This window comes from Leisingera sp. CC-HEC096 (genome assembly GCF_059429235.1).
Window position 1 is genome coordinate 223,933 of record NZ_JCAIJS010000003.1, and the last position, 13,568, is coordinate 237,500.

Consider the following 13,568-nt stretch of genomic DNA (forward strand, 5'->3'; position numbering starts at 1 on the left):
CCGGCGCCAAACCGCGCCGGCCTTGTTTGCCCGGAATGATCCGGCAGGATCAAAGGGGGAATGAGGGGAGGAACAGATGCAGCTTTGGTCGGACATCGGCGCCATTTTCAGCGCCTTCGCGTCCCAGGACAGCTGGGAAATCCGCAATGCTTTGGAAAGCAATGCCGCCTGGGTGCTGGGCACCGCAGCCGCCGCGCTTGGCGGCCTCTTGGTGATGCTGCTCTATCGGCTGGTACCGCTGCTGGACCGTCACTTGGAGCGCTCCATCATGGTGTGGAGCTACCTGGCGATTGCCTTCATCATCTTCTGGGGGGTGATCGACCGCTTCGTGTTCAAGAACCAGCAGCCATGGTCCACGACCATCCCGCCACTGCTGTTCATGATCATGGCCTGGTTCGGCGCCGCCTTCAACGTGCGGCTGCGGACGCATCTCAGCTTTTCCGAATTCCGCACCATCATGCCCCGTTGGGCGCAAATGGGCTGCCTTACCCTGGATGCGGTGCTGTGGTTCGGTTTTGCGGTGATCGTTTTCGTCACAACCACACGTCTGACCGCCCTGTCGGCCTCTAACTTCCAGATCGTTCTGGGCACGGACAGTGTGCTTCAGTGGTGGTTCCTGATCACCGCGCCCCTGGCGTTTGTCCTGATGATCGCCCGGGTGTTTGAAAACCTGTCCGACGACATCCGCAACTACCGCAGCGGCGCGCCGCTGATCAAACAGGCCGTGATCGGAGGAGACGTGTGATGACGGACGGGACCTGGGTCACGCTGATCTCGCTTGGGGTCACTTTTTTGTTCATGCTCGGCGTGCCGGTGCTGCTGGTCATCGGGTATTGGGTGATCGGCTGCTCCTTCGTGCTGGGTCTGACGCTCGACAACATGGGCGCCGAGCTTTTGAACGTGTTCAACAAGGGCTTTGCGCTTTTGGCCATGCCGCTGTTCATCCTGACCGGCGACCTGATCAACCAGTCGGGCATTGCCCGGCGCCTCAGCGATTTTGCCTATGCCTGTCTTGGCTGGATGCGCGGCGGGCTGGCGATGGCCTCGCTCGGCGCCTGCGGGCTGTTCGCCGCCATTTCAGGCTCCAATTCCGCGACCACCGCCACCATAGGCTCGATGCTGCATCCGGAGATGGTCAAAGGCGGCTATGATGAGAGGTTCTCGGCCGCCACTGCCGCCGCGGGCGGCACCGTCGGCATCATCATCCCGCCGTCGATCATCTTCATCGTCTACGGCTTCCTGATGAACCTGCCGATCTCTGACCTGTTCGTGGCGGGCATTCTGCCCGGCGCGATGATGGTCATCGGGATGCAGCTGGCCTGCTGGATTATCTGCCGCCGCAATGGCTGGGGCTTCCTTATCCCCTTGCAGCTGAACCGGGTTCTGAAAACCGCTTTTGGCGCCTGGCTCGGCTTCTTTGCTATCGGGCTGGTTTTGTGGGGCATCTACACCGGTAAGTTCTCACCCACCGAGGCGGCAGGCGTTACCGTCGGTTTCTGTGTTATCGCAGGTGTATTGTCCTGGGCCGTGACCAGGATCACAGGGGCCCGCAGCGGCAAGACGTGGGAGGAGAAATCCTATGCCGAGATGCTGGTGGTCGAAGGCTTCACCATCCCGCAAATCCCGGGCATCGTGGTGCGTTCGGCCCAGATCACCGGTATTCTGGCGCCGCTCATCGCGATCTCCGTTGTGATGCAGCAGATCCTGTCTCTGTTGGGCGCGCAGCAGGTGATCGGCGGCTTCGTTACCTCCATGGGCGGCTACCACGCGGTGCTGTTCACCTCGATGGTGATCGTGTTCTTCTCGGGCATGGTTCTGGAAAGCCTGCCGGTGACCATCATCCTGGCGCCGATCCTGGCCCCCATCGCAGCCTCGGTCGGGGTCGACCCGATCCATTTCTCGGTGATCTTCCTGGTCGGCGCCTCCATCGGCTTTATCACCCCGCCTTACGGGCTGAACCTCTATGTCGCATCGGGTGTGACCGGTGTTCCGTATTTCCGCCTGCTTCGCTATACGGTCCCTTACCTTGCAGCGCTGATCGGCGTTTGGGTACTGGTCTCGCTGGTTCCTGAATTCGCCCTGATGCTGCTGCCCAACAAGTAGCGGTGAGGCGTCGATGGCAGCGGATACGCTGGACAAGAATGAGGGGCAGATCCCCACCAACCTGCGCCTTTTGGTGCTGCTGGAGGAGGTCTCCCGCCGGGGCGTCGCGGTCAAGCCAGCCGAGATGATCGAGGCCATGGGCCTGCCCAAGCCTACCGTTCACAGGCTGATGCAGACGGCGGAGGCGGAAGGCTTTTTGCAGCGCGATCTGGACGGGCGGGCCTATGGGCCCGGCCCCCGCCTGCGGAAGCTCGCACTCAACACCATTTCGTCTGAACACCTCCGTACCGCCCGGCTGAGCATCCTCAAGAGCGTTGCCGAGCAGTTGGGCGAAACCTGCAACCTTGCCACCCCCGACCGCGAGGGGATGACCTATCTGGACCGGGTGGAGACCAAATGGCCGTTGCGTATTCAGCTGCCGATCGGCACCCAGGTGCCCTTCCATTGCACCGCCAGCGGCAAGATGTACCTCTCGACCTTGAAGCAGAGCACGCTGCAGGCCGTTCTGCGCGCCCGCCCATTGGAAGCAGTGACCGGCAAGACCTGCACCGATCCGGACGCGCTCAGCACCGAATTGGGTGCTATTGCCGCACGTGGCTATTCTACGGATAACGAAGAGTTCATTGACGGCATGGTTGCTGTCGCGGTCCCCGTGCGTGACGCCCGCGACCGGCTGCTTGCGACGCTTTCGGTCCACGCTCCGGTGCAGCGCCGCAGCCTGGAGGAACTTAAGGATTTCCTCCCATGCTTGCAGAAGGGGGCAAGTGAGCTGGGAAATTTGGCGTAGATCACGTTGGCGCTGAGCCCGGTTACCCGGCCGGTGCCAGGCGCATGGCCATTGATTTCCGCTTGCCGGGGGAGGCTGCCAGGCCCCTGCGCCTGGGTTACGACGGGTTGTCGATGCGGATGGCTTCCAAGTGTTCGGGCACCCGGGACGGGCGGCCCAGTTCGTGGGAAATGCGCCGCCGGAGTGTTTCCGCGGCTTCCGGTTCACCGTGCGTGAGGTAAGTCATGGCAGGCGCGGGACCGGACGCCATCCAGCGGACCAGCTCATCAGCGTCCGCGTGGCCCGATAAAGTTTCAAGCTGGGCGACTCTTGCCCGGATGACGCGGTCCTGCCCGAAGATGCGCAGGCGCCGCTCGCCCGCCGCCAGTGACGCGCCGCGGGTGCCGCCTGCCTGAAAACCCGAAAGCACGATCATGGTGCGCAGGCTGCCGCCGAAGTTCACCACGTGGTGAAGGATTCGTCCGCCGGTGATCATGCCGCTGGCCGACAGGATGACCATCGGCCCCTCCAGGGTGTTCAGCTCTCTGGACTCGGCCACCGAATTGGTCCGGACCGGAAGCTGAAAGACGGCGGCGCAGTCCTTCTGGGGGATGCGGTGCTCGGCGCAGTGGCGGGTATAAATATCGGTGGCATCTGACGCCATCGGGCTGTCGAGGAACACCGGAACCCGCGGGATGCGGCCGGAGGCCATCAGGCGCGACAGGTGATATGTGATGCCTTGGGCGCGCCCGACCGCGAAGGCGGGGATCAGCACGATGCCTTTCTGCTTGAGGAACGGGGCCAGAATGCCTGCCAGCTCATCTTCGGGAGAGACGGGCGGGTGCAGGCGGTCGCCATAGGTCGACTCGCAGACCAGCACATCGGCGCCGGGAAAGGGGGCCGGCGGCGGCATCAGCGGGTCCCGGTCCTGGCCGAGGTCGCCACTGAAATGCACAGTTTTGCCGTTGATGGTGATGCGGATCTGCGCGGCCCCCAGCAGATGGCCCGCGCGGATGAATTCGGCGATCAGGCCGCCGCCAAGGTCCAGAGGCACACCAAAGGGGTGCGTCTTGAACCGGCGCAGGGCGGCGCGGGCATCCTGTTCGGTGTAAAGCGGGCGGGGCCGCTTATGCCGGGAATAGCCCTTGCGCCGCGCGTGCTGGGCCTCCTCCTGCTGCAGGCGGCCGCTGTCCGGCAGCAGCAGGCCGCAAAGGTCGCGGGTCGGCGGGGTGCAATAGACCGGTGCCCGGCAGCCCGACCGGATCAGAGCCGGAAGGTAGCCGGAATGATCCAGGTGGGCATGTGTCAGCAGAATGGCGGTGATGGATCCGGGGCGGACCGGGAACGGCTTGCGGTTGCGCCGCCTGAGCTGCTTGTAGCCTTGGTAAAGCCCGCAATCGACCAGCACACGGTGCTTTCCGGCCTCGATCAGGTAGCGGGAGCCGGTGACGGTTCCGGTGGCCCCTAGGAAACGCAGCCTGGCACTGCTTGGCGGCGGCATGGCACTCTCCTGTCTCGCCGGGGCTTATCTGGAATACAGAACCGGCAGTTTGGCATGCGCCAGCAGTTCGCGCGTGGCGGCGCCGATCACGAAGTCATATGCCCAGGAATGCCCGAAGGCGCCGGCGGCCAGCATGTCGGCGCCGCATTCCACCGCCACCTTGAGCAGCATGGAGCCGGTGTCCGGAGTGGTCCGCTCGCGGTCAATCAGCGTCACCGGATGCCCGTGCCGGTCAAAGGCCGCCGCCATGTCCTCGCGGCAGGCGAGCCCGTCGCTGCCGTCGCCGATGCGGAGGATCGAAATACTGGCGCCCGGCTGCGCCAGGGCGCGGGCATCGTGGGCCGCGCGGACGGCTTCGCGGGTGTTGCTCCAGCCGATCAGGATGTTCGCGCCAATGGGCGCCGGGTCCCAGCCTTGGGGAATGATCAGAACAGGGCGTCCCGAGCGGCGGATCAGCTGCTCTTGCAGCTGGCGGTGGCTGTACCTGGCGCCCTCCGGCGGGCACTGCCCGGCCAGTACAAGGTCCGCGGCGGCCACATTGTCGAGCAGGAAATCCTCGGCGCTTTGGCTGCCCAGCGGCTGCTGCCTGAGATCAGACAGGAAATCCCTCCCGGTCACAGCAGCCTGAAAGGTTTCTGCGATGGCATGTGCTTCCTGCTGCTGCCAATCGGGGATATACGCCGCGCCATAGCTCACAAGACCGCCTTCGGTGCCGGCAAAGGGCACTTGGGCCTCCAGGGGCAGCACGCCGGTCAGATGCGCACCGGCGCGGCTGGCCATATCGGCGGCCGCGGGGATGAGCAGCTGCGCTTCCTCCGCCGAAAAGAGCGCAACCGCCAAGGACTTGATAGTCATCGGAAAACTCCTTGCTGTAAGTTCGGTCTCACCGCTGCGGGAAGTTCGGCCGGTCGGTGTTATAGTGGGCAGAAAGGTAGTCGAGGATGATCCCGCGCTCAGCAGGGTCCAGTCCAGGCATGCCCTGCTCTTCGGTCATCCAGTCCAGCAGATCCGCCCAGCCCTCGCGGGTCTTGCCCTGCTGGGCAATGATCATTTCGGAATGACAGGCAGTGCAGGCATAAAAGGTTTCCTCCGCCCCCTCTGCCGTGACGAGCTGGCCGAATTCGCTGTCCTCCGGCGCTTGAGCCTGTGCTTGCGCAAGCATAGCGCACAGGGCGGCGCAGGCGGCTGCAAGCCTGAGCCGCGCCAGACGGGCCGCGGTTCCTGATGCCAGCCGAGGCGGCATCAGCTGACGCGCAGGCCGACGCGGTGCATCCGGTTGTTCAGATACCCCTTTGGATTCCAGTCGATGGCAAACCGCTGCATTTCGCCTTCGCTGTCGGTGGCGCGGGCCCAGATCTCGTAATAGCCGGCCACCGGGAAGCGCACCGTTGCGCGCCAGTTCTGCCAGGCGCCGTCGTTGGCCGGCGGGTCGAGCTCCGCCGCTTGCCAGCTGGCCCCGAAGTCGTAGGAGATATCCAGCCGGTCCACCGTGCGGTCGCCGGACCAGGCGTGGCCGCGCACCTCCGTCTCCATCCCGGACGCGACGCCGTTGGCGGGGAAGGTGATCAATGATTTGACGGGCATCCGCTCGATGATCCGGAAATCCTCCTTGGGCACGTCGTCGCCCGGGGCCACCGGATATTCCGGAACGCGGTAGGAGGTGCCGGTCATCTTGGGGCCATCGTGCACCTGGTCGCGCAGCTCGATCCGGGTCAGCCATTTCTGCGAGCAGGAGCCGGGCCAGCCCGGCACCACCAGCCGCAGCGGCGCGCCGTTCATCGGGTGCAGATCGGCGCCGTTCATCTGAAAGGCAATCAGCACAGTGTCCGTCAGCGCCTTGGCAATAGGCAGCCCGCGCGAGATAGGCAGCTTGTCGGGGTCCCCCGACAGATGCCCGTCCGCCCCGTAATGCGCGGTATAAACCACGTTGTCCTGAACCCCCGCCGCCTGCAGCACGTCGCGAAGCCGCACCCCCGTCCATTCCGAGCAAGCCACAGCGCCATAGGTCCACTGGTTGCCGCTGGCGGGCGGGTCGAAGAAGGCGCGCCCGTTACCGCCGCATTCCAGAGTCAGCGCCAGCGTGACCACTTCGAAGCGGTCCTGGAGGTCGGCAATCGACAGCTCCAGCGGGTTGTCCGCGAAACCGTCGACCCTGAGCATCCAGCCCTCTGCGCTGGTGTCATCTGGGGCCAGCCCGTTGTTGCGGATAAAGTGCCGCACCGTCGGGGTGATGGGATCATCCAGCAGTTCCGGCGGGGTTTCGGCATTCAGCGGCCGGTCGTTCAGCAGCGTCAGCCCGTCCTTGCCCGCCAAGCCGTTTTCGCTGGCCATTGCGGCAGGGAAGAAACCATGCGGCAGGTTCCGGTGAAACGGAATCGCCATGCCTGCGGCAGCGCCCAGGCTGGCCAGGCCTGCGGTCTTCAGGAACCGGCGGCGGCCAGCTTCAGTGGCAGCCTCCCGTTCTGCGGCAGCGGGCTTCAGATTGTCGTTCGACGCCATGATTGCATTCCCCTTACTCGCGCTGCTGCCAGCCATTCCGCCTGCATTGGATACATGCAGGGCGGTTTTCGCGGCAGCATCGGTCAGTCCTTGCGGCAGGATCCGGAAAACGGCGTCACGCGTGAGCGAGCCGCCGCCGCCGGAGCCGAATGCAGCCATTTGACCATGTGCCTGCGCTTGGCGCATTGACGGCGGTTAAGGCGCGGCGCGCGGAAGCGCAGTTAGAAATCCATCAGCTTGTCTGCGTGTTCTGCGCCTGCTGGGAGAATGGGCGGTGGTGCCGCGCAGCGGTTGCAGCTGGGCCTTTTCCTGGCTCGAATGAGTCCAGCAATACAGAATAGGTCCGGCTGGTCATGCACAACGCCGTTCTCTCGACAAAGCACCGGAAAGCGACAATAGTCCAATACCGCCCCCATCGAATAGCGGCAGGTATGACAGATACAGATCTAGCAAGGCTGGCCGACCCGCTCGGGCAAGCAAGCATCCTCATCGTGGACGATGAGCCGGGGATGCGCAATTTCCTCGTGAAAACCCTGCGCCCTCTGTGCCAGCTGGTGGATGAAGCCGAAAACACCGAAGCCGCCGCCGCCCTGCTCAATACGCGGCAATATGATGTGATGATCCTCGACAATATCATGCCGGGCCAGAAAGGCTTGGACTGGCTGGAGGAGCAGCGGCGGGAGGGCGGCTTTACCGATACCATCCTGATCACGGCCTATGCCGACCTGCAGACTGCGATTGACGCTTTGCGGGCCGGGGCATCGGATTTCGTTCTGAAGCCCTTCCGCTCGAACCAGATCCTCAATGCACTGCGCCGCTGCATCGAGACGGCCCGGCTGAAGCGCGAGAATATGCTGCTGCGGCGGGAACTGGAAACCGCCAGTCCTGGACGCCGCTGCCGCCGCGAGCTTGTCGGGGCGTCGCCCGCCGTTGGCCAGGTGCGCGCCTTGCTGGACCGGGTGGCCCAGGTGTCTACCCCGGTGCTGATCACCGGCGCTTCGGGCACCGGCAAGGAGGTTGCCGCGCGCCATCTGCATGCGCGCTCCAGCCGCGCCGGGGCGCCCTTTGTGCCGGTTCAATGCGGCGCCATTCCGGCGGATGTCATCGAATATGAGCTGTTCGGCCATGCGCCCGGCGCCTTCCCCGGTGCGCCAGCAGGACGCGAGGGCCTGCTAGCCTCGGCGCAGGGCGGCACGGTTTTTCTCGATGAAATCGGGGAGCTAAGTTCTTCGGCGCAAACTGCGCTGCTGAGGGTGCTGGAGGACGGCCGTATCCGGCCGATCGGCACCGAGCGGACGGTTCAGCTCGATGTCCGCTTTGTGATGAGTTCCAGCCGCGCGCTGGACGAGGCGGTGGCGGCGGGCACATTCCGCGAGGATCTGCTGTTCCGCATCAATGTGATCGAAGTGGCAATGCCGCCGCTGCGCGAGCGCGGCACTGACATTGTTGAGCTAGCAGAGTTGTTCCTGGCCGAAATCGCACCCCAATTGCAAATGCCGCCGCTGGAGCTGTCTGCAAACGTCAAATCCGCGCTGCTGCGCCATGACTGGCCTGGCAACATCCGCGAGCTGCGGAATTTTGTTGAACGCTCGCTGATCTTCGGCAGTTTTTCCATGGACACGCTGGCCCCGTCCCGTCCCGCTGCCGACATCCTGCCGCTGGAGGATGTCGAGCGCCGCGAGATACTGCATGCGCTGGAGGCAGCTGGCGGAAACCGCAGCGAAGCGGCGCGGCGGTTGGGTGTCTCGCGCAAGACCATAGACCGTAAATGCGCGGCCTGGGGGCTTTAGCCGGTGCGAGGGCTGCGTTTGCCGATGCGGTCGGTCCGGGTCCGGTTGCTGCTGATCGCGCTGCTGCCGATGCTGGTGCTGATGCCGCTGCTGCTGGGCCTTGCCACCTGGCGCTGGTCGGAAAAGACCGACGGCCTTCTGATCAGCAAGGTAAACGGTGATCTGACCATTGCCGACCAGTATCTGGCCAGGCTGACCGCCACCTCGGGCGAGCTGCTGGATGCGGTGGCGCAATCGGTCCGTTTCCGCAACGCGTTCGCGGCGGGGAACTCCGCAGATTTCCTGGTGCAGGAACAGGCCCGGCTGGGTCTCGATTTCCTCTATCTCGCCGGACCCGATGGCCGGGCCGGTTTCACGCCCGCTGACTGGCCTGTCATCCGCGGCGCGCTGCAGGGGCAGTGGCAGAGCGCGGTCGACATTCTGGACGCGGCCCAACTGGGCGCTCTGTCCCCCGGCCTCGCCGGTCGCGCTGCCATCCCGCTGGTGGCGACCGAAGCAGCTGTGCCCACAGACCGCACCGCCGAAACCCGCGGCATGATCATCCACTCCGCGGCACCGGTGACCCTGCCGGACGGCCGGAAGGCGGTTCTGGTGGGCGGGCGGCTGCTGAACCGCAACCTGGATTTCATCGACACCATCAACGCGCTGGTCTACCGCGAGCAAAGCCTGCCGGAGGGCAGCCAGGGAACCGCCACGCTGTTTCTGGAGGACGTGCGGATCTCCACAAACGTGCGGCTCTTTGAAAACGTGCGTGCGCTTGGCACCCGGGTCTCGGCCGAGGTGCGCGGCCAGGTGCTGGGGCGCGGCGATGTATGGCTGGACCGGGCCTTTGTGGTGAACGACTGGTATATCTCCGCGTATGAACCGATCCTGGACAGCCGCGGCAACCGGGCAGGGATGCTCTATGTCGGTTTTCTGGAAGCCCCCTTCCGCGAGGCCAAGCGCAGCACGGTGCTGACGCTCGGCGGGGCCTTCCTGCTGATCGCGGCGCTGTCGGTGCCGATATTTCTGCGGTGGGCGGGGCGCATCTTCCGCCCGCTTGAGGGCATGACCCAGACCATCGCCAGGGTTGAGCAAGGCGATCTGGCCGCCCGCAACCGCCCGCAGGAGGACGGCGGCGAGATTGCTCGTGTGGCAGCGCATCTGGACAGCTTGCTGGATCAGGTGCAGGAGCGCGACCAGCAATTGCGCGGTTGGGGGGAAAGCCTGGAGGCCAAGGTCGAGGAGCGCACCGCGGATCTGCGCGAGGCAAACCAGCGGCTGGAGCGGACCACCGAACGGCTGATCGTTTCGGAGAAACTCGCTGCGGTTGGCGAGATCACGGCCTCGGTTGCGCATGAGATCAACAACCCGGTTGCGGTGATCCAGGGCAACCTGGATCTGGCCCGGACGGTGCTGGGCAGCCACGCGGAGCCGGTCGAGGAAGAATTCCGGCTGATCGACGATCAGGTCTACCGTATCGGCGTGATTGTCTCCAAGCTGCTGCAATTCGCCCGGCCCGAAGAATACTCCGGCGCCGCCGGGCTGATTTCCCCGGCCGAAGTGGTGGCTGACTGCCTGGTGCTGACCCGCCATCAGATCGAGGCCACCGGGATCGAGGCAGAGGCGCATCTGGCCAGTACCGGCCAGGTCAGGATATCGCGCACGGAATTGCAGCAGGTGATCGTCAATCTCATCCTGAATGCGGTGCAGGCGATGCCCGGGGGCGGCCGCCTCACCCTGACCGCCGAAGATGCACCGGACGGCGTGCTGCTGACCGCCGAGGATACCGGCACCGGCATCCCCGCGGACCTGCTGAACCGCATCTTCGACCCGTTCTTCACCACTAAGCAGGCGCGAGGCACCGGGCTGGGCTTGTCGATCAGCCATCAACTGGTGAGTCGCGCCGGCGGCCGCATCACCGTGCAGTCAGAGCCGGGGCAGGGCACCCGGTTCGAAATTTTTCTTCCCGCGGCTGCCGGCGCCTGATCCGGACAAATTGGCGCAAATGCGCAGGTCCCGGCTCCCGGGTGCGGACAGATTGTCCCGCAACCGTCTGAAGACGTCTGGCGAGGCGGACAAATTGACGCGATAAGTTATTGTTATTGCTAAATTATTTATTTGACAGCTGGGTGATCTCTCCGCCTTTGTCAAGCTACGGCACATTGCCGCGGGCCATTCAGGGCGGCCGCAATAGGAGGTTGCAGCCGCCGGAACAGCACTAGGGAGGACACCACATGAGTACGCCATCATCCGGCGGTCTGAGCTTTCTGCACAAGGAGCACATCACCGCCGAACCAGGTTTCAACCGCTGGCGGGTGCCGCCGGCATCCATCGCTATCCATCTTTGTATCGGCTCGGTTTATGCCTGGTCGGTGTTCAACCCGCCGCTGACCCGCGAGCTGGGGGTGGTGGCCTCCAGCGCCGATGACTGGAGTCTCGGCTCTGTTGTCTGGATCTTTTCGGTCGCCATCGTCTGCCTCGGCCTGGCCGCCGCATTTGCGGGCAAATGGCTGGAGGAAGTCGGCCCGCGCATGGTGGGCGTTGTGGCAGCCCTGCTGTGGGGCGGCGGCTTCATCGTCGGCTCGTTCGGCATTTCCAGCCATCAGTTGTGGCTGGTCTATCTGGGCTACGGCGTGCTTGGCGGCTGCGGGCTGGGACTGGGCTATGTCTCTCCGGTATCGACGCTGATCCGCTGGTTCCCCGACCGGCGCGGCATGGCGACGGGCATGGCCATCATGGGCTTTGGCGGCGGCGCGATGATCGCCGCTCCGGTCAAGGGCTGGCTGCTGGACCTCTATGCAACCGCGCCGACCTATCTTGGCGCCAGGGATGCGGTGCAGACCGTGGTCGAAAACGGCCGGGTCTTTGCCGAAACCGCACAAGGCAAGACCGAGGTGGTGATCGCCAGCGCGGCGCAGGCTGCCGAGTTCGGCGGCGAGGCCGGCGCCTATGTGGTGGGCACCGGCAATACCGGCGCGGCACAGACCTTCATGACCCTGGGCATCGTGTATTTCGTGGTGATGATCCTGGCCGCCTTCCAGTACCGGGTTCCTGCCAAGGACTGGAAGCCTGAAGGCTGGGAACCGAAACCCGCCGCATCCAGGCTGGTGACGCAGAACGACGTGCATATCGACCAGGCACTGAAGACGCCGCAGTTCTGGCAGCTGTGGGTGATGCTGTGTTTCAACGTGACCGCAGGCATCGGCGTGATCGGAGTCGCCAAGACGATGATGTCCGAGATCTTCGGCTCGGTGATGCCGCTGGTGGCAACCGCCGCCTTCGCCTCGACCTATGTGTTGATGATTTCGGTCTTCAACATGGTCGGGCGGTTCTTCTGGGCGTCTGCCTCGGATTACATCGGGCGCAAGGCAACCTACATGTGTTTCTTCGTGCTGGGCACCGCGCTCTACCTGTCGATCCCCTATTTCGCTTCTGCCGCTGCGGCCAACCCGTCGCTGGTCTACCTGATGGGCTTCTACCTGGCGACGATGCTGATCTTCTCCATGTATGGCGGCGGCTTTGCCACGATCCCGGCCTACCTTGCCGACATGTTCGGCACCATGCATGTCGGCGGCATTCACGGCCGCCTGCTGACCGCCTGGTCGACTGCGGGCGTGCTGGGGCCGCTGGCGATTACCTCGCTGCGCCAGATGTCGGTGACCAGCGCGGTCCAGGACCTGGCTGCCAAAGTGGATCCGGCCGCCTTTGCCGCGAAGTTCGGCGCGCCTGTTGCGCAGCTGGACCAGCTGGTGGCGGCCAAGACCGTGACTATTGCCAAGCTGATGGAAATCGCACCGGCCGGCACCGTGGATCCGACGCCCAGCCTCTACAATACAACAATGTATTGCATGGCGGCTCTGCTGGCGGTGGCTTTCTTTGCCAACCTCTTCATGCGACCGGTGAAAGAACATCACCACCATGACGAGCCAGAGCTTCAGGCTGTTCCGGGAGAATAAAGCGATTTGACGGGGCGCCACGGGCGCCCCGTTTGCAACTGCTGTTCACACTCCCGGTAAAGAGTTCGGGACACGTGCGCAGGATCACGGATTGGACGCATGGTCTGTTGCCGCCGGGATGATCAAGCCCGCTGGAGCGGCCGGTTAGCCGGGCCATGCTGATAGGTCCTGCCCGGTAACCTCCCCCTTGGCTTCAAGGTTTAAGCTTCAGTTTGCACGACAGGTCACGACGGATTGCACTGGAAAACCATGCCATAGCAGCAGCTGGCAGGCGTGAAGCGTCATGCTGCACAACTCAAATTAAGGGTCCCGAGCCCAAGCGAATTCTCTTTCGGAAGTATTTCGTTTTTTTGTGCGTTTTAGGGGTTGCGACTCTTCGGCGCTCACCATAGAACACCCCTCACCGGCGGCGCTGAGGCGCTTCGGAGACACACCGGACGGGACGCTGAGCCAGACAGGGCGATGCAGGATCGGATGGGAAACACACTGGAGAGACGGTGGGACGCGCTGGAGAGACGGCGGCATCTGAGGGATTTGCGAGGCGGGCGCGCCGGGAGATTGGCGCATCGGTCTGGTTTTTGGACTTTGGGTGTTTTGCTCTTTGACATTGATGGATGACTGAAGAGATATGCGGGCGGTCGCGGTTCATTTCGATGGATCAGACCGATGCATATCGCGCTCTTAGGGTTTTTGCCCGATGATGGAGTGTCAGCTTCACTGTCTTGTACGGTACTTTGGTTTCTTTTGAAGCTGAAGCACATACAGACAGAGACTATTGCCGATCCTAGCCGGATCGGCAGTGATGTGCAGAGGTTCGAACGTCAAGGATAAGCTGGCAACAGCTTTTCAACTTGAGAGTTTGATCCTGGCTCAGAACGAACGCTGGCGGCAGGCCTAACACATGCAAGTCGAGCGCGCCCTTCGGGGTGAGCGGCGGACGGGTTAGTAACGCGTGGGAACGTGCCCTTCTC

General features: G+C 63.9%; 10 protein-coding genes and 1 rRNA gene (1 of these 11 running past the window's edge). 7 read left to right on the forward strand and 4 right to left on the reverse strand.

Annotated features, from left to right (window positions below; all coding sequences use genetic code 11):
* Nucleotides 1-76 precede the first annotated feature (76 nt).
* The 3 genes from AC5STI_RS19615 to AC5STI_RS19625 are packed head-to-tail and all read left to right on the forward strand — an operon-like array spanning nucleotide 77 to nucleotide 2,890.
* Nucleotides 77-745 (forward strand): TRAP transporter small permease, encoded by a 669-nt coding sequence (locus AC5STI_RS19615; protein ID WP_495447944.1) that lies wholly within the window; start codon nucleotides 77-79, stop codon nucleotides 743-745.
* Nucleotides 745-2,103, forward strand: a complete 1,359-nt coding sequence (locus tag AC5STI_RS19620) for a TRAP transporter large permease (protein WP_475046265.1) — start codon at nucleotides 745-747, stop codon at nucleotides 2,101-2,103. The genes AC5STI_RS19615 and AC5STI_RS19620 overlap by 1 nt, the downstream gene beginning before the upstream one ends.
* A gap of 13 nt (nucleotides 2,104-2,116) precedes the next feature.
* Nucleotides 2,117-2,890: an IclR family transcriptional regulator gene (locus tag AC5STI_RS19625; RefSeq protein ID WP_495447945.1), complete on the forward strand. Its 774-nt coding sequence runs from the start codon at nucleotides 2,117-2,119 to the stop codon at nucleotides 2,888-2,890.
* A 97-nt stretch (nucleotides 2,891-2,987) separates the two neighbouring features.
* Here the strand turns inward: AC5STI_RS19625 and AC5STI_RS19630 are convergent, their stop codons facing one another.
* The 4 genes from AC5STI_RS19630 to AC5STI_RS19645 form a co-directional block, all read right to left on the reverse strand.
* A complete protein-coding gene (locus tag AC5STI_RS19630) occupies nucleotides 2,988-4,370 on the reverse strand; it encodes an MBL fold metallo-hydrolase RNA specificity domain-containing protein (protein ID WP_495447946.1) in 1,383 nt (460 codons plus the stop codon).
* Nucleotides 4,371-4,394: 24 nt separating this feature from the next.
* Nucleotides 4,395-5,225: a universal stress protein gene (locus tag AC5STI_RS19635; protein ID WP_495447947.1), complete on the reverse strand. Its 831-nt coding sequence runs from the start codon at nucleotides 5,223-5,225 to the stop codon at nucleotides 4,395-4,397.
* A 28-nt stretch (nucleotides 5,226-5,253) separates the two neighbouring features.
* The gene (locus AC5STI_RS19640) at nucleotides 5,254-5,532 is read right to left on the reverse strand and encodes an aldehyde dehydrogenase (protein ID WP_495447948.1); all 279 of its coding nucleotides are present in this window, start codon (nucleotides 5,530-5,532) and stop codon (nucleotides 5,254-5,256) included.
* An 80-nt stretch (nucleotides 5,533-5,612) separates the two neighbouring features.
* Nucleotides 5,613-7,028 carry a sulfite oxidase gene (locus tag AC5STI_RS19645; protein WP_495447949.1) on the reverse strand — a complete coding sequence of 472 codons (1,416 nt, stop codon included), beginning with the start codon at nucleotides 7,026-7,028 and terminating at the stop codon, nucleotides 5,613-5,615.
* A 272-nt stretch (nucleotides 7,029-7,300) separates the two neighbouring features.
* Between AC5STI_RS19645 and AC5STI_RS19650 the strand changes: the two genes are divergently transcribed.
* The 4 genes from AC5STI_RS19650 to AC5STI_RS19665 form a co-directional block, all read left to right on the forward strand.
* Nucleotides 7,301-8,659 carry a sigma-54-dependent transcriptional regulator gene (locus AC5STI_RS19650; protein ID WP_495447950.1) on the forward strand — a complete coding sequence of 453 codons (1,359 nt, stop codon included), beginning with the start codon at nucleotides 7,301-7,303 and terminating at the stop codon, nucleotides 8,657-8,659.
* A 24-nt stretch (nucleotides 8,660-8,683) separates the two neighbouring features.
* Nucleotides 8,684-10,627, forward strand: coding sequence for a sensor histidine kinase (locus tag AC5STI_RS19655; RefSeq protein ID WP_495447951.1), 1,944 nt, complete (start codon nucleotides 8,684-8,686; stop codon nucleotides 10,625-10,627).
* Nucleotides 10,628-10,875: 248 nt separating this feature from the next.
* The gene (locus AC5STI_RS19660) at nucleotides 10,876-12,597 is read left to right on the forward strand and encodes an OFA family MFS transporter (protein WP_495447952.1); all 1,722 of its coding nucleotides are present in this window, start codon (nucleotides 10,876-10,878) and stop codon (nucleotides 12,595-12,597) included.
* 847 nt (nucleotides 12,598-13,444) lie between these two features.
* A 16S ribosomal RNA gene (locus AC5STI_RS19665) occupies nucleotides 13,445-13,568 on the forward strand; it runs 1,338 nt beyond the window's last position.

Bases quoted from the DNA above. Each gene is read 5' to 3' on its own strand.
- AC5STI_RS19615 (WP_495447944.1), top strand. From the start codon at position 77: ATGCAGCTTTGGTCGGACATCGGCGCCATTTTCAGCGCCTTCGCGTCC.
- AC5STI_RS19620 (WP_475046265.1), top strand. From the start codon at position 745: ATGACGGACGGGACCTGGGTCACGCTGATCTCGCTTGGGGTCACTTTT.
- AC5STI_RS19625 (WP_495447945.1), top strand. From the start codon at position 2,117: ATGGCAGCGGATACGCTGGACAAGAATGAGGGGCAGATCCCCACCAAC.
- AC5STI_RS19630 (WP_495447946.1), bottom strand. From the start codon at position 4,370: ATGCCGCCGCCAAGCAGTGCCAGGCTGCGTTTCCTAGGGGCCACCGGA.
- AC5STI_RS19635 (WP_495447947.1), bottom strand. From the start codon at position 5,225: ATGACTATCAAGTCCTTGGCGGTTGCGCTCTTTTCGGCGGAGGAAGCG.
- AC5STI_RS19640 (WP_495447948.1), bottom strand. From the start codon at position 5,532: ATGCTTGCGCAAGCACAGGCTCAAGCGCCGGAGGACAGCGAATTCGGC.
- AC5STI_RS19645 (WP_495447949.1), bottom strand. From the start codon at position 7,028: ATGGCTGCATTCGGCTCCGGCGGCGGCGGCTCGCTCACGCGTGACGCC.
- AC5STI_RS19650 (WP_495447950.1), top strand. From the start codon at position 7,301: ATGACAGATACAGATCTAGCAAGGCTGGCCGACCCGCTCGGGCAAGCA.
- AC5STI_RS19655 (WP_495447951.1), top strand. From the start codon at position 8,684: ATGCGGTCGGTCCGGGTCCGGTTGCTGCTGATCGCGCTGCTGCCGATG.
- AC5STI_RS19660 (WP_495447952.1), top strand. From the start codon at position 10,876: ATGAGTACGCCATCATCCGGCGGTCTGAGCTTTCTGCACAAGGAGCAC.